Genomic DNA, 17,301 nt, shown 5'->3' on the forward strand with positions numbered 1-17,301 from the left:
AAAACCAGCTTTTAGAGGATTTTCCAAATGAAATGGGAAGTCGTAATCGGTCTTGAGGTGCACGTGCAGCTCAACACCGTCTCCAAGATTTTCTCCGGCGCCAGTACCGCTTTTGGCGCCGAGCCCAACACCCAGGCCTCGCTAGTCGAGCTGGCGCTGCCGGGCGTATTGCCGGTGATGAACAAGGCCGTGGTGGATAAATCCATCCGCCTGGGCCTGGCGCTGGATGCCACCATCAACCAGAAGAACATTTTTGCCCGTAAAAACTACTTCTACCCCGACTTGCCCAAGGGCTACCAGATCAGCCAGATGGAGCTGCCCATCATCGAGCATGGCAAGCTGAGCATTCTGGTGGGGGAAGAAGAAAAGGTCATTCGCGTTACCCGCGCGCATATGGAAGAAGATGCCGGCAAATCGCTGCACGAAGACTTTCATGGCCTGTCCGGTATCGATCTGAACCGTGCCGGTACGCCGCTGCTGGAAGTGGTGTCCGAGCCGGATATGCGCTCGCCGGAAGAAGCGGTTGCCTACGCCAAAGCATTGCACACGCTGGTGACCTGGCTGGGCATCTGCGACGGTAATATGCAGGAAGGCAGCTTCCGTGTGGACGCCAACGTATCGGTACGCCCGTTTGGCCAGGCCGAGTTTGGCACCCGCCGCGAGATCAAGAACCTGAACTCGTTCCGTTTCCTGGAGCAGGCGATCAAGTACGAGATCCAGTGGCAGATCGACACCATCGAAGATGGCGGCAAGATCCAGCAAGCTACCGTACTGTTCGACCCCGATAGCGGCGAAACCCGCATGATGCGCAGCAAGGAAGACGCGCACGATTACCGCTACTTCCCCGACCCGGACTTGCTGCCGGTGCGCATCAGCCAGGCGCAGATCGATGCTACCCGCGCCGACATGCCGGAGCTGCCGGGCCAGATGAAGGCCCGCTTCGTCGAAGCCTTCGGCGTGTCGGCCTACGACGCGGCGCTGCTGACCAGCAGCCTGGCGCAGGCGCAGTACTTCGAAGCCGTGGCTGCGGCGACAGGCCAAGGCAAGCTGGCGGCCAACTGGGTAAATGGCGAAATCGCCGCCCGCCTGAATCGTGACGGTCTGGATATTGCTGGCTGCCCTATCGGTACCGGGCGTCTGGCCGGCCTGATCGTGCGCATTGCCGACGGTACGCTGTCCAACAAGCTGGCCAAGCAGGTGTTCGATGCGCTGTGGGAGTCCGAGCTGGGTGCTGACGCCATCATCGAGCGTGACGGCCTGAAGCAGGTGTCCGACGTGGGTGCCATCGAGAAAATGGTGGAAGAAGCCATTGCGGCCAACCCCAAGGCGGTGGAAGAGTTCCGTGCCGGTAAGGAAAAGGCGTTGAATGCACTGGCGGGCCAAGTGATGAAGGCGTCCAAAGGTAAAGCCAATCCGGCCCAGGTGCAGGATATCCTGAAGCAGAAGCTTGCTCAGGCATAGTTTCGATAAATACTGCTAAGAGCGGCGCGCCGGTGGCGCGCCGCTGTTTTTTTCTGTCGCGAAAAGCGGGCATTAACCACAGTTCACACCCTTTCTGCAGATCATTTTGTAAGCCGCTGATTTCCCTTGCTTTCTGCTTTGTTGCATTCCGGTAAGTCTTTGTCGGCAAAGGCGAATTGCCTCATGGCGATGTTGACCGAGTAGAGCCGATTCCCTATAGTGGCGAAAAGTGGGGTGAAGTGGGTAATTGTGGGGCGACGGCTCCTAATTCCAGTGCGGTGAAATAGCCAAAATGTTCGGCGGCGTAAGTCATATCTCTCTCGATGCCAAAGGGCGTCTGGCCATCCCGGCCAGGCACCGCGAGAGCCTGTTGTCTGCGTTTGGCCACCGCCTGGTCGTTACGCTCGAATCCCCTGATCACCTGCTGATTTACCCCGAACCCAACTGGAAACCTGTCGAGCAGCGTTTACTGGCACTGCCCACTGGCAACCCCACGCTAAAACGCTATCAGCGCTTGGTGCTGGGCCATGCGGAAACGCTGGAAATGGACGGCGCCGGCCGCATTTTGCTGCCTGCCAGGCTACGTGAGCTGACTGGCCTGGATAAAGAGGTAGCGCTGGTGGGGATAGGGAACCGCTTTGAACTGTGGGATGCCCCTGAGTGGGACGCCCAAACGAATACCGCACTGGATATTGATCCTGCTGAGCTGGCTCAGCACCTTGGAGATTTCACACTTTGACCGACGCAGTATTTGCTCACCGCACGGTGTTGCTCGACGAGGCCGTTGCGGCACTGGCCGTTCAGCCTGATGGCGTATACGTCGACTGCACGTTTGGCCGCGGTGGCCACAGCCGGTTGATTTTGCAGCAGCTGGGCCCGCAGGGTCGGCTGATTGCCTTTGATAAAGACCCGGAAGCCATTGCAGTAGCCACTGCACTGGCGGCAGAAGACCCGCGTTTCAGTATCGTGCATAACGGTTTTGCGCATTTTGCCAGCGAGCTGGACGCCTTGGGCGTGCAGCAAATCAATGGCGTACTGATGGATCTGGGGATTTCGTCCCCGCAAATTGATGACGGTCGCCGCGGTTTCAGCTTCCGTTTTGACGCGCCGCTAGACATGCGCATGGACACCACCCGCGGCCAGACAGCAGCGCAGTGGCTGGCCAGTGCAGATGAAGCGGACATAGCAGAGGTTATCAAGACATATGGTGAAGAGCGGTTTGCTCGCAAGATTGCAGCAGCCATTGTTGCGCAAAGGCTTGAACAGCCCCTCGAAACGACGCGTGAGCTCGCTGTCCTCGTTGGGAAAAACGTCCGTACTCGCGAACAAGGTCAAGACCCCGCGACGCGAACCTTCCAGGCGATAAGGATCTTCATCAATCGCGAGCTGGACGAGCTGAAAGACGTGCTGCCGCAAACCATCTCGCGTCTGACGCAAGGTGGCCGCTTGGCAGTGATCAGCTTCCACTCGCTGGAAGACCGTATTGTGAAGAATTTTGTGCGCGACGCCAGCACGACCGACACGCTACCGTCCTGGGTGCCGGTGCGGGCGTGTGATATTGCCGAAGCGGCAGTCAAGCCGGTGGGCAAGGCGGTGCGGGCAAGCGAAGCCGAAGTGTCGGCTAACCCGCGTGCCCGTAGCGCCATCATGCGTATCGCCGAGCGTACCGGCGGGCAGTGGCAGGGGGGCGTGTGAGCCTTAACAAGCTCAATGCAGTGCTGCTGCTGGGGGTGATCGGCTGTGCGATGTCGGTAGTGACTTCGCAGCACGTTTCGCGCCGATTGTACGGCGAGCTGGAAAAAGAACAGAAGCTTCAGCGCCAGCTCAACGTGGAATACGGCCAGCTGACCCTGGAGCAAAGTACTTGGGGTGCCCACGCCTTGATCGAAAAATCGGCGGTGGCACGTATGGATATGCTGACGCCAACACAACGTCAGGTGCACGTGATTACACCGGAGGGGGTGCGATGAGCCGTGTCTACACCCCGCCGATGCGCCAGCATCTGAAGCAGCCGATGCGCCTGGCACCAGGCCGGGTCACCATGGTACTGGTGTTACTGGGCGGCTTGTTGCTGGCCTTGCTGGCGCGTGCGGTTTACCTGCAGGTGGTGCAGCAGGACTTTTTGCAGAATCAGGGCGATGCGCGTTTTCGCCGCACACTGCTGCTGGAGGCTAACCGTGGCGTGATTGCCGACCGTAACGGCGAGCCATTGGCGATCAGCACACCGGTGCAATCCATCTGGGCCAGCCCGGAAGACATGAGCCCGGTGCCGGCGGCCAAGCTGGCCGCTTTGTCCCGTTTGCTGGAAATGCCGGTGGCGGAGCTGCAAGAGAAGTTTGCCGACAAGAAGCGCGAGTTTGTCTACCTGAAACGCCAGATCAGCCCGCAATTGGCGCAGCAAGTCATGGCGCTGGAGATTCCGGGGGTGGCCAAGCAGCAAGAGTACCGCCGCTACTACCCGGCGGGCGAGATGCTGTCGCATGTGATCGGTTTTACCGGGGTGGATGGCAAAGGCCAGGAAGGCCTGGAGCTGACCCGCGAAAAGATGCTGGCTGGCAAGCACGGCAGCCGGACGGTGCTGAAAGACCGCCGCGGCCATATTGTGGAAGACCTGGCGGTAATCGAGCCACCGCGCGATGGCCAGACGCTGACGCTGTCCATCGACAAGCGTATCCAGTACCTGGCCTATCGCGAGCTCAGCGCGGCGATGGTGGCCAATAAAGCCAAGGCGGGCGGTGTGGTGGTGCTGGACGCGCAAACCGGCGAGGTGCTGGCCCTGGCCAATACACCATCGTACAACCCGAACAACCGGGCGGTGCTGGAGCCGGAAATGCGCCGTAACCGTGCGGTGGTGGATATGTTCGAACCGGGTTCGACCATGAAGCCGTTCCCGGTTTCGATGGTGCTGGATGCGGGCAGGATTACGCCGAATACGGTGTTCGATACCCGGCCTTATACCATTGGCCCGGCTAGCGTACGCGATACCCACCCGAACCCGTCGCTGACGGTGACGGGCATTATCCAGAAGTCGTCCAACGTGGGCTCGTCGAAGATTGCGGCGATGTTTTCACCGGAGGACATGTGGACGTTTTATCGCAAGTCGGGTTTTGGGCAGAGCCCGCAGTCCGGCTTTCCGGGCGAAAGCGCTGGCCGGCTGCGTGACTGGCAAGGTTGGCGGCCTATTGAACAAGCCACCATGTCTTTTGGTTATGGTGTGACGGTAAGCCTGGTGCAGCTGGCCCGGGCTTATACCATTTTTACCCACGATGGTGCCTTGTTGCCGCTGTCGTTTACCAAGTTGGCCGCGGCCAACCCTGGCCGCCCGGTGATTCGCCCGGAAACAGCCAAGAAAATGCGCGACATGATGATAACCGTCACCGAAGAGGGCGGTACCGCAGTACGCGCGCAGGTGCTGGGTTACCACGTAGGTGGCAAGTCGGGTACGGCTCGCAAGCTGGTCGGCGGGCGTTATGCCGCCGACAAGCATATCGGTTTGTTTGTCGGCTTTGCGCCGGCGACTAACCCGCGGCTGATTGTGGCGGTAATGATTGACGAGCCGGGCGCCGGTTTTTACTACGGCGGCACGGTAGCAGGCCCTGCCTTCTCCAACATCATGGCGGGCAGTTTACGCATTCTGGGGGTCGAGCCGGACGCTCCCTCCAATAACACTCTGATTCCGGAACACAAGATTTCGGATGTGCGGGAAGAAACATGAAGACCAGTTTGATCGATCTGCCGGATTGGGACCCCGCCGCCTTGGCGGGTCTTGGCGTTTCCGTGGCACGTGTAGAGGCGGATAGCCGCCGCGTGTTTCCCGGAGACGTGTTTTTGGCATGTCGTGGCGAATACACGGATGGCCGCGATTTTATTGCGGCGGCCATCGAAAAAGGGGCTGCAGCGGTGGTGTGGGACCAGGATGATGCGTTCCAATGGCAGCCGGGCTGGACCGTGCCGAACCTGCCGGTAGCTCGCTTGCGCGAGCGCGCCGGTATTGTGGCCGCGCACGTGTACGCCTACCCCAGCCGTGACATGCAGGTGGTCGGCATTACCGGCACCAACGGCAAAACCTCCATTTCGCACTGGCTGGCGCAAGCCTACGCATTGCTGGGCGAGAAAGCTGCGCTGATCGGCACCGTCGGCAACGGCTTTTACGGCCACCTGACCGAAACCACCCACACCACGCCCGACCCGATTACCGTACAGCAGAAGCTGGCGGAGTACCGTCGCCAAGGCGCCAGCGTGGTGAGCATGGAAGTGTCCAGCCACGGCCTGGACCAGTTCCGCGTCAACGGCGTGGAATTCACTACTGCGGTATTCACCAACCTCACCCGTGACCACTTGGACTACCACGGCAGCATGGAAGAGTACGGCGCGTCCAAGGCCAAACTGTTCCACTGGGACGGGCTGAAGCACGCTGTCATCAATGCCGACGACGCCTTCGGTCGCCAGCTGGCTGCCGGTATCGACGCCAGCCGCACCCGTATCATTACTTACGGCCTGGAGCAGGGTGATGTGCGCCCGCTCAGCCTGGCGGCCAACCTGGACGGCCTGCAGCTGAGCGTCACTACCCCATGGGGCGACGCCGACATCAAGAGCCCGCTGCTGGGGCGCTTCAATGCGGCCAACATGCTGGCCTGCCTGGCGGTAATGTGCGCCGGTGGTGTACCGCTGGCCGACGCCGTACGCGTACTGGGCAAAATCCAGCCGGCGCGCGGCCGTATGCAGCGCATCGGCAACGGCCTAGAGCCGCTGGTGGTGGTGGATTACGCCCACACGCCGGACGCGCTGGAAAAAGCCTTGGCCACGCTGGCCGAGATCCGCCCTCAGGGCAGCAAGCTGTTTTGCGTGTTCGGCTGCGGTGGCAACCGCGACAAAGGTAAGCGCCCGCTGATGGGTGGCATCGCCGAGAAGATTGCCGACATAGCGGTAGTGACCAGCGACAACCCGCGCCTGGAAGACCCGCAAGCCATTCTGGATGACATCCTGGCCGGCATGCAGCAGCCCGGCCACGTGGAAATCAGCCGCGAGGCCGCCATCCACTGGGCAGTGCTGCAAGCCCGCATGGGCGATGTGGTGCTGATCGCCGGCAAGGGCCACGAGGAGTACCAGGACATCGGCGGCGTGAAGCAGCCGTTCTCCGACTTCCGCGTAGCCGAAGACGCACTGACACTGTGGGGGGCTGCGCATGCTGATGCTCTCTGATGCCGCCCGTGTGCTAAGTGGCCAGCTGATCGGCAGCGACGCCCGCTTTCAGCGTGTGGTGACCGATAGCCGCATCGTGCAAGCCGGCGACCTGTTTGTGGCGCTGGTGGGCGAGAAATTCGACGCCCACGACTTCGTGCCCGATGTGCTGGCCAAAGGCGCCTACGCATTGGTAAGCCGCGATGTGGCAGGGCAGGGCAGTGTGATTCGCGTAGCCGATACCCGTCTGGCACTGGGTACCTTGGCCGCAGACTGGTGCGCGCGCCTGGACGTGAAGCGCATCGGCATTACCGGCTCCAACGGCAAGACCACGGTGAAGGAAATGGTGGCGGCTATTCTGCGCACGCACGCCGGCGACGCTGCCGTGCACGCTACCGCTGGCAACTTCAATAACGACATCGGCCTGCCGCTGACGCTGCTGGGCCTGAGCGCCGTACATCGCTACGCGGTGATCGAAATGGGCATGAACCACCATGGCGAGATCCGCTACCTCACCGGGCTGGCCCGGCCGCAGGTGGCGCTGGTCAACAATGCCCTGCGTGCCCACGCCGGCCACTTCAGCGGCACCGACGACATCGCCCGTGCCAAGAGCGAAATCTTTGAAGGGTTGGCCGCAGATGGCGTGGCGGTACTGAACGCTGACGATGCGCAACTGGCGGTGTTCGATGCTGCCGCCCAAGGCCACGCGCAGCTGCGCTTTGGTTTGAGCGCTGCGGCCAACGTGACCGCCCGTGATATCGCGCTGGGTGTGGGCGAGTGCCGCTTTGTACTGGTTTGCCCGCAAGGCGAGCAGGCCATCCGCCTGCCTGCTGCCGGCGAACACAATGTGCGCAATGCCTTGGCCGCCGCCGCCGTGGCGCTGGCGCTGCACGTGCCGCTGACGGCCATTGCTGTCGGCCTTGCGGCCTTTGGCGGCGTCAAAGGCCGCCAGCAGCTGAAGCGCGCTGCGTGTGGCGCCACCGTGATCGATGACACCTATAACGCCAACCCGGACTCGATGAAAGCCGGTATCGACGTGCTGGCCGCTTATCCGGCGCCGCGCGTGTTCGTGATGGGCCAGATCGGCGAGCTGGGCGATACCGCCCCGCAGCTGCACGCCGAGGTTGGGGCCCACGCCCGCGCGCGTGGCATAGAGCACCTGCTGTGCCACGGCGAGCTGGCGCGCCACGCTGCCGCCGCTTATGGCGAGGGTGGCGAGTATTTTGACGATTTCGATGCTTTGCTGGCGCGGCTGGGCGGTGTGGTATCGCCAGCCAGCACCGTGCTGGTGAAAGGGTCGCGCTTCATGCAGATGGAGCGTGTGGTTGCCGCACTGGTAACACCTCAACAACAAGAACAAGGAAAGGGCTGACCGGTGCTGCTGCTACTGGCTGATCTGCTGCGCGAACATATCCGCGCTTTTAATGTACTGAACTACGTGACCCTGCGTGCGGTGATGGCTGCGCTCACCTCGCTGACCATCTCGCTGTGGATGGGCCCGTGGGTAATCAGCAAGCTGACCGAGCTGAAGGTAGGCCAGGCCGTGCGTAAAGACGGCCCGCAAACCCATCTGGTGAAAACCGGCACCCCGACCATGGGCGGCACGCTGATCCTGCTGGCCATGACCGTGACCACGCTGCTGTGGGCCGACCTGTCCAACCAGTACGTGTGGCTGCTGTTGGCCGTGACCCTGGGTACCGGCGCACTGGGCTTTTACGACGACTGGCGCAAGGTGGTGTACAAAGACCCGAACGGCGTGTCCGCCCGTTTCAAGATGGTGTGGCAATCCACTATCGCCATCGCGGCAGGCGTGTTCCTGATTACTACCGCCAAGCTGCCGGCTTCTACCGAATTCATCGTGCCGTTCTTCAAGAATGTGATCTACCCGCTGGGTGGTATCGGTTTTTGCGTACTGACCTACTTCGTGATCGTGGGTACGTCCAACTCGGTCAACCTCACCGATGGCCTGGACGGCCTGGCCGCACTGCCGGTGGTGCTGGTGGCAGCCGGCTTGTCGATTTTTGCCTACGTAGCCGGCCACGCGGTGTTTTCCAAGTATCTGGGCATGCCCTTTGTACCGGGTGCGCACGAGGTGGTGGTGTTCTGCGCCGCTATCTGCGGTGCCTGCCTGGGCTTCTTGTGGTTCAACGCCTATCCGGCACAAGTGTTTATGGGTGACGTCGGCGCGCTGGCGCTGGGTGCCGCGCTGGGTACCGTAGCCGTGATCGTGCGCCAGGAAATCGTGCTGTTGATCATGGGCGGCCTGTTCGTGATGGAAGCGCTGTCGGTGATGATCCAGGTGGCGTCGTTCAAGCTTACCGGCAAGCGCGTGTTCCGCATGGCACCGTTGCACCATCACTACGAGCTCAAAGGCTGGAAGGAAACCCAGGTTGTGGTGCGCTTCTGGATTGTCACCATGATGCTGGTGCTGGCCGGCCTGGCCACCCTGAAACTGCGTTAAGGAAACCACGTGATGCGATTCGACAACCGCCACATCATCGTTATCGGCCTGGGCGACACCGGCGTTTCTGCCGCGCGCTGGCTGCTGGCGCATGGCGCGCGCGTCACCATTGCCGATAGCCGCGACAACCCCGCCAATGCGGCCAACGTGGCCGCCGAGCTGGGCGTGACCCTGCGCCTCGGGGCGTTTGATGCGCAGACCTTTGCCGACGCCGACATGCTGATGGTCAGCCCCGGTGTCAGCATCCGTACCCCGGCCATTGCCGAGTTCGCCCGCCGTGGCGGCGAGGTAGTGGGGGATGTAGAGCTGTGGGCGCGCGCCATCACCGGCAGCGGTGCCAAGGTTATCGCCATTACCGGCTCCAACGGCAAGAGCACCGTCACCAGCCTGGTAGGCCACCTGTGCGAGGCCGCCGGCCAGGACACCGTGGTGTGCGGCAATATCGGCCTGCCGGTATTGTCTGCGCTGGCCGAACGTGAAGCGGCCGGCAAGCAGCCCGACGTGTGGGTGGTAGAGCTATCCAGCTTCCAGCTGGAAACCACCACCAGCCTGCGCGCCGACGCGGCGACGGTACTGAATATTTCCGAAGACCATCTGGATCGTTATCACGACCTGCTGGATTACGCGCACAGCAAGACCGCCATTTTTGCCGGTAGCGGTGTACAGGTGTTGAACCGCGACGATGTGTTCTGCCGCGCCATGGTGCGCGCCGGCCGCCGTGTGGCCTGGTTCTCGCTGCGCGAGACAGCAGATTACGCACTGCAACAGACGGATGGCCGCTATCTGCTTACTATCGCCGGCTCGCCGGTGTTCGACAGCGCCGACATGCAGCTGCAAGGCTTGCACAATGCGGCCAACGCGCTGGCGGCGCTGGCGCTGACCGAAGCCATCGGCCTGCCGCGCGAGGCTTTGTTGGCCGCATTGCGCAGTTTCTGTGGCTTGGCGCACCGTGTGGAATACGTGGACGAGTTCGCTGGCGTGATGTTCATCGACGACTCCAAAGGCACCAATGTGGGCGCCACCGAGGCGGCCTTGAACGGCATGACCCGGCCAGTGGTACTGATTGCCGGTGGCGATGGCAAGGGCCAGGATTTTGCGCCGCTGGCGCCGGCCTGCCAGCGCATTGCCCGCGCCGTGGTGCTGATCGGCCGTGACGCGCCGGCCATCCAGGCCGCGCTGGCTGGCTGCCGCGTGCCGCTGCACAGCTGCAGCACACTGGAGGAAGCAACCCGTCTGGCGGCTAGCCTGGCACAAAGCGGCGACGTGGTGTTGCTGTCGCCGGCCTGCGCCAGCCTGGATATGTTCAAGAACTATGCACACCGTGCCCAGGTATTTGTCGATACGGTGGCAGCGGTCAAGGCGGGGATGACAGCCTGATGAGCAGCGTTAGCCGGCGTCATCACCATGCAGCCCCCGTCACTGTGCTGGACGAAGCGCTGATGTGGGCCATCGCCCTGTTGCTGTCCATCAGCCTGGTGATGGTGTATTCGGCATCGATTGCGTATGCCGAAGCGGATGCCGCCACCAATAACCGCTATTTCTACCTGTTCCGCCACATGATCTTCATGACCATTGGCCTGGCAGGGGCGGCGATTACCTTTCAGGTGCCTACCAGCATCTGGCAGAAATACGCGGGCAAGTTCTTCCTGCTTGCCGGCTTCCTGTTGGTGCTGGTGCTGATACCGGGTATTGGCAAGGTGGTAAACGGCTCGCGGCGCTGGATCAATCTGGTGGTGCTGAACCTGCAGCCTTCCGAGGTGATGAAGTTGGCTGCCGCGATCTATGCCGCTGACTACACGGTGCGCAAGGCAGCCAAGCTGCATAGTGTGCGCGAAGGTTTCCTGCCCATCCTGGCCGCCATTGTGGTGGTGGCCTTGCTGTTGTTGCTGGAGCCGGACTTTGGCGCGCTGATGGTGGTGATGAGCATCACCATGGGCATCGTGTTTCTGGGCGGTATCAACCTGCGCATTTTTGCCGGTCTGGCGGTGATGGCGGTGTTTGCGGTGGTCCTGCTGATCATCACCTCGCCTTATCGCCTCAAGCGGGTGCTGGGTTTTCTGGACCCGTGGGACGATCCCTACGGCAAAGGTTACCAGCTGAGCCACTCGCTGATAGCCATTGGCCGCGGTGAGTGGTTTGGCGTGGGGCTGGGCGGCAGTGTGGAGAAGCTGTTTTACCTGCCGGAGGCGCATACCGACTTCATCATGGCAGTGATTTCGGAAGAGTTCGGTTTTGCCGGTATTTGTGCGGTGCTGGGCCTGTATGCCTGGATTGTGCGACGTGCTTTCCATATCGGTACCGAATCCAAGCAGCTGGAGCGCTATTACCAGTCGCTGGTGGCGCAAGGCATAGGCATTTGGCTGGGGGTGCAGACTTTCTTCAATGTGGGCGTGAACATGGGTTTGCTGCCGACCAAGGGGCTGACGCTGCCGCTGATGTCGTTTGGTGGCTCGGCCATGTTGTGCAACCTGGCCTCGCTGGCGGTGTTGCTGCGTGTGGATTATGAAAATCGCCGGCTGATGCGCGGCTTTAAGGTGTAAGCCGGGGTATCCGCTGCCCTCGGGCAGCACGCTGCGCTGCAGCGTAGCCGGTGTAGCAGCCCGAGCCGTCACGCGGCGAAGGAAAAATCGCCGGCTGATGCGTGGCTTTAGGGTGTAACGCCAGGTGGCCAGGGTTGGCCGCTAGGCAAAGTAAATGGGCTGCAGCCCGGTAACAAGAGAAGTGGAATGATGGCAAAGCGTACGGTGATGGTGATGGCAGCAGGTACCGGTGGGCACATTGTCCCGGGCATCGCCGTGGCACGCGAACTGGAAAACCGTGGCTGGAAAGTACTGTGGGTAGGTACCGAGCGCGGCATGGAAAACAAGCTGGTACCGCCAACCGGCTTCGAGCTGATTCGCCTGGCTTTCCACGGTATTCGTGGCAAAGGGGCGCTGGGCTCGGTGAAGGGGGTGTTCCAGCTGCTGGCGGCATTTGTGCGCAGCCTGGTGTTGATGTTCCAGCATCGCCCGGACGTGGTGCTGGGCATGGGCGGCTATGTCTGCCTGCCTACCGGTTTGGCTGCCGCACTGCTGTGGAAGCCGTTGGTAATGGTGAATGCCGATGCTGGCTTGTTGTTAAGCAATAAAGCCTTGCTGCCTTTCGCGGATCATCTGGCTTGTGGCTTTGATGGTGAAGCCGCGCGTAGCGTGAAGAAATCGGTGGTCACCGGCAACCCGGTGCGCCGCGAAATCGAGGCTTTGCCGGAGCCTGCCGTGCGTTTTGCCGGTCGCAGCGGGCCGCTGCAAGTGCTGGTGGTAGGTGGCAGCCTCGGTGCCAAGGTACTGAATGACACCCTGCCCGCCGCGCTGGCCTTGCTGCCGGCTGATCAGCGCCCGCAGCTGGTGCACCAGACCGGCGACAAGAATTTTGCCGCGGTACAGGCTGCTTACCAGGCCGCCGGGCTGCAAGTTGGCCGCGACGTGACGCTGCTGCCGTTTATCGATGACATGCCGGCGCGCTTGGCAGCTTGTGACGTGATCGTGTGCCGTGCCGGTGCCATCACCGTCAGCGAGCTGTGTGCTGCCGGTGTGGCCAGCGTACTGGTGCCGCTGGTGGTATCGACCACTTCGCACCAGCGCGACAACGCCGCCTGGATGGCGGCCGCCGGGGCAGCGATTCACCTGCCACAGCAAGACATGAGCCCGACCCAGCTGGCAGCACTGCTGGGCGGTTTGCAGCGCAGCCAGCTACAGCAGCTGGCCGAGCGTGCCAAGGGGCTGGCCAAGCCCGGGGCGGCGGGTGCCGTCGCCGATTTGTGCCAGGCCCTGGCTGATCAGGATTAAGTAACTGCCGCCGTGTGGCGGGCAGTGGGTGAGAAGAACGATGAAACATAGAGTCAAACACATTCATTTTGTCGGTATCGGCGGCGTGGGCATGTGCGGTATCGCCGAGGTGTTGCTGAACCTGGGCTATACCGTGTCCGGCTCTGACATGGCCGACAACGCGGCCACCAAACGCCTGGCCGAGCAGGGCGCGCATATCTACTTTGGCCACGATGCGACCTATATCAAGGGCGCCGATGTGGTGGTGACCTCTACGGCGGTAAAAGCAGACAACCCGGAAGTGCGTGAAGCGCAGCAAAACCACATCCCGGTCATTCCGCGCGCCATGATGCTGGCCGAGCTGATGCGCTTCAAACAGGGCATTGCCATTGCCGGTACCCACGGCAAGACCACAACCACCAGCCTCACCGCATCGGTGCTGGGCGCCGCTGGTCTGGACCCGACCTTCGTGATTGGCGGCAAGCTGACCGCCGCCGGCACTAACGCCCGCCTGGGTAGTGGCGAGTACCTGGTGGCCGAAGCCGACGAATCGGACGCTTCTTTCCTGTACCTGCAGCCGGTGATGTCGGTGGTGACCAATATCGACGCCGACCACATGGACACCTACGACCACAGCTTTGACAAGCTCAAGCAGGCGTTTGTGGACTTCATCCACCACCTGCCGTTCTACGGCCGTGCCGTGCTGTGCGTGGACGACGAGCACGTGCGCAGTATTGTGCCGCAGCTGAAAAAACCGGTAACCACCTACGGCCTGGACGACAGCGCCGACGTGTATGCGGCCAACCTGGTGGCCGATGCCGGCCAGATGCACTTTGACGTGGTGGTAAAAGCAGAAGGCCTGCGCTTCCCGGTCACCCTGAATATGCCCGGTCGCCACAACGTACTGAACGCGCTGGCCGCCACCGTCATCGGCCTGGAGTGCGGTGCCGAGATCGACGCCATCCAGAAAGGCCTGGCCGAGTTTGCCGGTGTGGGCCGCCGTTTCCAGCGTTACGGCGAGCTGCCGGCCAAGGATGGCGGCAGCTACACCTTGATCGACGACTACGGCCACCACCCGGTGGAAATGGCCGCAACGTTGGCCGCAGTGCGTGGTGCTTTCCCGGAAAAACGCCTGGTGCTGGCTTTCCAGCCGCACCGCTACAGCCGCACGCGCGACCTGTTCGAAGACTTTGTGAAAGTGCTGGGCCGCGTGGATGCCCTGCTGCTGGCCGAGGTGTACGCCGCTGGCGAAGCACCGATCGTGGCCGCCGATGGCCGCGCGCTGGCGCGTGCCGTGCGGGTAGGCGGCAAGGTAGAGCCGCTGTTCGTGGAGCAGATTACCGATATGCAGCAAGCCATTACCGATATGGCGCGTGACGGCGACGTGGTGATCACCATGGGTGCCGGGTCGATTGGTGGTATCCCCGCCAAACTGGTAGCGGCCGCCAAGGCCTGACAGATAGCATTCCGCCACCACACGGTGCGGTAGTGAGGACAGCATGAAGCAGTTTGGCAAAGTAGCAGTAATGATGGGTGGCAGCTCCGCCGAGCGTGAGGTCTCGCTGATGAGCGGTAGCGGCGTGCTGGCCGCCCTGCAAAGCAAGGGCGTGGACGCACATGCGTTCGACCCTGCAGAAAAACCGCTGTCGGCACTGAAGGAAGAGGGCTTTGCCCGCGTCTTCAACATCCTGCACGGCCCGTTTGGCGAAGACGGCACCCTGCAGGGCGCACTGGAAGCGCTGGGCCTGCCGTATACCGGCTGCGGCGTGATGGCCTCGGCCATCTGCATGGACAAGTGGCGTACCAAGCTGCTGTGGAAAGGCGCCGGCTTGCCGATCCCCGCCTTTGAGCTGCTGAGCGATGACAGTGATTTCGACGCCATCGAGCAGGCGCTGGGGCTGCCGATTTTCGTGAAGCCATCCACCGAGGGCTCCAGTATCGGCGTGACCAAGGTGAAAACCCATGGTGGCCTGAAAGCCGCCTACGAAGAAGCGCGCCAGTACGACAGCATCGTGATCGCCGAGCAGTTTATCGGTGGTGGCGAGTACACCTGTGCCGTGATTGATGGCCAGGCCTACCCCACCATCAAGATCGAGCCGGCTACCGAGTACTACGACTACCAGGCCAAGTATTTCCGTGACGACACGGTATACCGCTGCCCAAGTGGCCTGGCGCCCGAAGTGGAGGCGCGTGCCCGTGAACTGGCACTGCAGGCATTCAGGGTGCTGGGTTGCCAGGGCTGGGCGCGGATTGACTTCCTGATGGACGAACAGAACGGCATTTACCTGCTGGAAGCCAATACCAACCCGGGCATGACCAGCCACAGCCTGGTGCCGATGGCGGCGCGGGTAGAAGGCCTGAGCTACGAGGACCTGTGCGTCAAGGTGCTGGCAGCGGCTCATGTGGGATAACCATGCGGTATTGCGGGCAGTGGCCAACTTGCTGCTGACCGCCTCGTTATTGATGTTGTTGTATGCCGGGGGCTACTGGCTGACGCACTCGCCCTTGTTCCCGGTAAAGCGGATTCACATTGCTGGCCAGGTGGCCAAGGTGACACCGGTGCAGCTGAAGTACATTGCGCAGAACGAACTGACCGGCACGTTTTTTACGCTGGACATCAACAAGACGCGCCATGCCTTCGAAAAGCTGCCCTGGGTAAGCCAGGTACAGGTAAGACGAGCCTGGCCTGACCGGCTGGACATTACCGTCAGTGAGCACGTGGCACTGGCGCGCTGGGGGGATCAGGGGCTGATCAGTACCGAAGGGCGCTGGTTTGATGCCGCCAGCGACCAGCCGCTGCCGGTGATGTACGGCCCGGCGGCGAGTGAGAAAGAAATGATGCAAGCCCTGCAGCAGTTCCGGCAGCGCTTGCAGCCGGCCCGCTTGCAGCCACTGCGGTTGTGGCTGTCAGAGCGCAGGGCCTGGCGGATGGAACTGGACAACGGTGTAACGCTGGAACTGGGGCGTGGCCCGGTGGCTGAACGGTTGACGCGTTTTGTCGACCACTGGCCGCACAGCCTGGCCACGTTGCCTTACCGCATTACGTATGTGGACTTGCGTTATCCCAATGGATTCGCTGTGCGGATGCCCGATTACAAGGCACCGCCTACGACAACAAACAAGCTTTAAGCGTTGGAGCGACAGGTGAGCAAACCTAAGGAAAGCAAAAACATGCTGGTGGGCCTGGATATCGGCACCTCGAAGATCGTCGCGATCGTCGCCGAAGTGCTGGAAGAAGGCCAGATCAACATCGTGGGCATGGGGCAAGTACCCTCGCGCGGCCTCAAGCGCGGCATGGTGGTGAATATCGAATCCACGGTGCAGGCCATCCAGCGCGCGCTGGAAGAGGCCGAGCTGATGGCCGATTGCAAGATCAATGAGGTGTACACCGGCATCGCCGGTAGCCACATCAAGGGTGTGAATTCGCACGGCATGGTGGCCATCAAGGACCGTGAAGTGACGCAGATGGACATCGACCGCGTGATTGAAACCGCGCGTGCGGTGTCGATCCCGCCCGATCACCAGGTACTGCACATCCTCACGCAGGAGTACAGCATCGATGGTCAGGAAGGAGTGCGCGAGCCGCTGGGCATGAGTGGTGTGCGCCTGGAAGCCAAGGTACACATTGTGACCGGTGCCATTTCTGCCGCGCAAAATGTGGCGAAGTGCGTGCGTCGCTGTGGCCTGGAAGTCACCGACCTGGTACTGCAGCCGATGGCCAGCGCCAACGCGGTACTGTCCGAGGACGAAAAAGAACTGGGCGTGTGCCTGATCGACATTGGTGGTGGTACCACCGACATTGCGGTGCTGGTGAGCGGGGCTATCCGCCATACCGCGGTGATTCCGATTGCGGGTGACCAGATAACCAACGACATCGCCATGGCGCTGCGTACGCCGACCAAGGAAGCCGAAGACATCAAGATCCAGCATGGCGTGGCCTTGGTCGGCCTGGCCGATGCCGCCCAGATGATCGAGGTACCAGGCGTAGGCGAACGTGGCCCGCGTCAGATGTCGCGCGCCACCTTGGCCGAGGTGATCGAGCCGCGCGTGGAAGAGCTGTTCCAGCTGGTGCAGCAAGAGCTGCGTCGTAGCGGCTTTGAAGAAATGTCTACCGGTATTGTCATTACCGGTGGCGCCAGCCTGATGCCGGGCATGGTGGAGTTGGCCGAAGAGGTCTTCCATCTGCCGGTGCGCATCGGTGTACCCAAGTATGTAGGTGGCTTGTCCGAGGTAGTAAAAAACCCGCGCTTCTCGACTGGCGTCGGTTTGCTGCTGTATGGCAAGGACCAGATGCATCCCCGTGTTGGCCCGAAAAGCGAAAGCGCCGGCGTGGGGCAAGTGTTCCAGCGTATGAAGGCTTGGTTTGCCGGTAATTTCTAAGGCAAAACGGAATAT

At 61.8% G+C, this 17,301-nt stretch carries 15 protein-coding genes; all 15 read left to right on the top strand.

Features of this window, described 5'->3' with window-relative positions:
• The first annotated feature begins 27 nt into the window (after positions 1–27).
• Complete coding sequence (gene gatB, locus PQU95_RS03715) at positions 28–1,461, top strand: Asp-tRNA(Asn)/Glu-tRNA(Gln) amidotransferase subunit GatB (RefSeq protein WP_272750748.1); 1,434 nt, start codon at positions 28–30, stop codon at positions 1,459–1,461.
• A gap of 292 nt (positions 1,462–1,753) precedes the next feature.
• Complete coding sequence (mraZ, locus tag PQU95_RS03720) at positions 1,754–2,200, top strand: division/cell wall cluster transcriptional repressor MraZ (RefSeq protein ID WP_272750749.1); 447 nt, start codon at positions 1,754–1,756, stop codon at positions 2,198–2,200.
• A complete protein-coding gene (gene rsmH / locus PQU95_RS03725; RefSeq protein WP_272750750.1) occupies positions 2,197–3,156 on the top strand; it encodes a 16S rRNA (cytosine(1402)-N(4))-methyltransferase RsmH in 960 nt (319 codons plus the stop codon). The genes mraZ and rsmH overlap by 4 nt, the downstream gene beginning before the upstream one ends.
• Complete coding sequence (gene ftsL, locus PQU95_RS03730) at positions 3,153–3,431, top strand: cell division protein FtsL (protein ID WP_017507467.1); 279 nt, start codon at positions 3,153–3,155, stop codon at positions 3,429–3,431. Before rsmH ends, ftsL begins: the two co-directional genes overlap by 4 nt.
• Positions 3,428–5,176, top strand: a complete 1,749-nt coding sequence (locus PQU95_RS03735) for a peptidoglycan D,D-transpeptidase FtsI family protein (protein ID WP_272750751.1) — start codon at positions 3,428–3,430, stop codon at positions 5,174–5,176. The genes ftsL and PQU95_RS03735 overlap by 4 nt, the downstream gene beginning before the upstream one ends.
• Positions 5,173–6,663: a UDP-N-acetylmuramoyl-L-alanyl-D-glutamate--2,6-diaminopimelate ligase gene (locus PQU95_RS03740; RefSeq protein WP_272750752.1), complete on the top strand. Its 1,491-nt coding sequence runs from the start codon at positions 5,173–5,175 to the stop codon at positions 6,661–6,663. The genes PQU95_RS03735 and PQU95_RS03740 overlap by 4 nt, the downstream gene beginning before the upstream one ends.
• Positions 6,647–8,014 (top strand): UDP-N-acetylmuramoyl-tripeptide--D-alanyl-D-alanine ligase, encoded by a 1,368-nt coding sequence (locus PQU95_RS03745; RefSeq protein ID WP_272750753.1) that lies wholly within the window; start codon positions 6,647–6,649, stop codon positions 8,012–8,014. The genes PQU95_RS03740 and PQU95_RS03745 overlap by 17 nt, the downstream gene beginning before the upstream one ends.
• A gap of 6 nt (positions 8,015–8,020) precedes the next feature.
• Complete coding sequence (gene mraY, locus PQU95_RS03750) at positions 8,021–9,103, top strand: phospho-N-acetylmuramoyl-pentapeptide-transferase (RefSeq protein ID WP_370630730.1); 1,083 nt, start codon at positions 8,021–8,023, stop codon at positions 9,101–9,103.
• Positions 9,104–9,115: 12 nt separating this feature from the next.
• Positions 9,116–10,480 carry a UDP-N-acetylmuramoyl-L-alanine--D-glutamate ligase gene (gene murD / locus PQU95_RS03755; RefSeq protein ID WP_272750820.1) on the top strand — a complete coding sequence of 455 codons (1,365 nt, stop codon included), beginning with the start codon at positions 9,116–9,118 and terminating at the stop codon, positions 10,478–10,480.
• A complete protein-coding gene (gene ftsW, locus PQU95_RS03760) occupies positions 10,480–11,643 on the top strand; it encodes a putative lipid II flippase FtsW (RefSeq protein WP_272750754.1) in 1,164 nt (387 codons plus the stop codon). Before murD ends, ftsW begins: the two co-directional genes overlap by 1 nt.
• A 186-nt stretch (positions 11,644–11,829) precedes the next feature.
• Entirely contained in the window at positions 11,830–12,927 is a 1,098-nt protein-coding gene (gene murG / locus PQU95_RS03765) for an undecaprenyldiphospho-muramoylpentapeptide beta-N-acetylglucosaminyltransferase (RefSeq protein WP_272750755.1), read from the top strand.
• Positions 12,928–12,967: 40 nt separating this feature from the next.
• Positions 12,968–14,362, top strand: a complete 1,395-nt coding sequence (murC, locus tag PQU95_RS03770) for a UDP-N-acetylmuramate--L-alanine ligase (protein ID WP_272750756.1) — start codon at positions 12,968–12,970, stop codon at positions 14,360–14,362.
• A gap of 43 nt (positions 14,363–14,405) precedes the next feature.
• On the top strand, positions 14,406–15,317 hold the full coding sequence (locus tag PQU95_RS03775) for a D-alanine--D-alanine ligase (RefSeq protein ID WP_272750757.1): 912 nt from the start codon (positions 14,406–14,408) through the stop codon (positions 15,315–15,317).
• Positions 15,307–16,035, top strand: coding sequence for a cell division protein FtsQ/DivIB (locus PQU95_RS03780; protein ID WP_272750758.1), 729 nt, complete (start codon positions 15,307–15,309; stop codon positions 16,033–16,035). The genes PQU95_RS03775 and PQU95_RS03780 overlap by 11 nt, the downstream gene beginning before the upstream one ends.
• 15 nt (positions 16,036–16,050) lie before the next feature.
• Positions 16,051–17,286: a cell division protein FtsA gene (gene ftsA, locus PQU95_RS03785; protein WP_441374560.1), complete on the top strand. Its 1,236-nt coding sequence runs from the start codon at positions 16,051–16,053 to the stop codon at positions 17,284–17,286.
• Positions 17,287–17,301: the final 15 nt, after the last annotated feature.

The sequence above is a fragment of the Vogesella aquatica genome (assembly GCF_028548455.1).
Taxonomy (GTDB): Bacteria; Pseudomonadota; Gammaproteobacteria; order Burkholderiales; family Chromobacteriaceae; genus Vogesella; species Vogesella aquatica.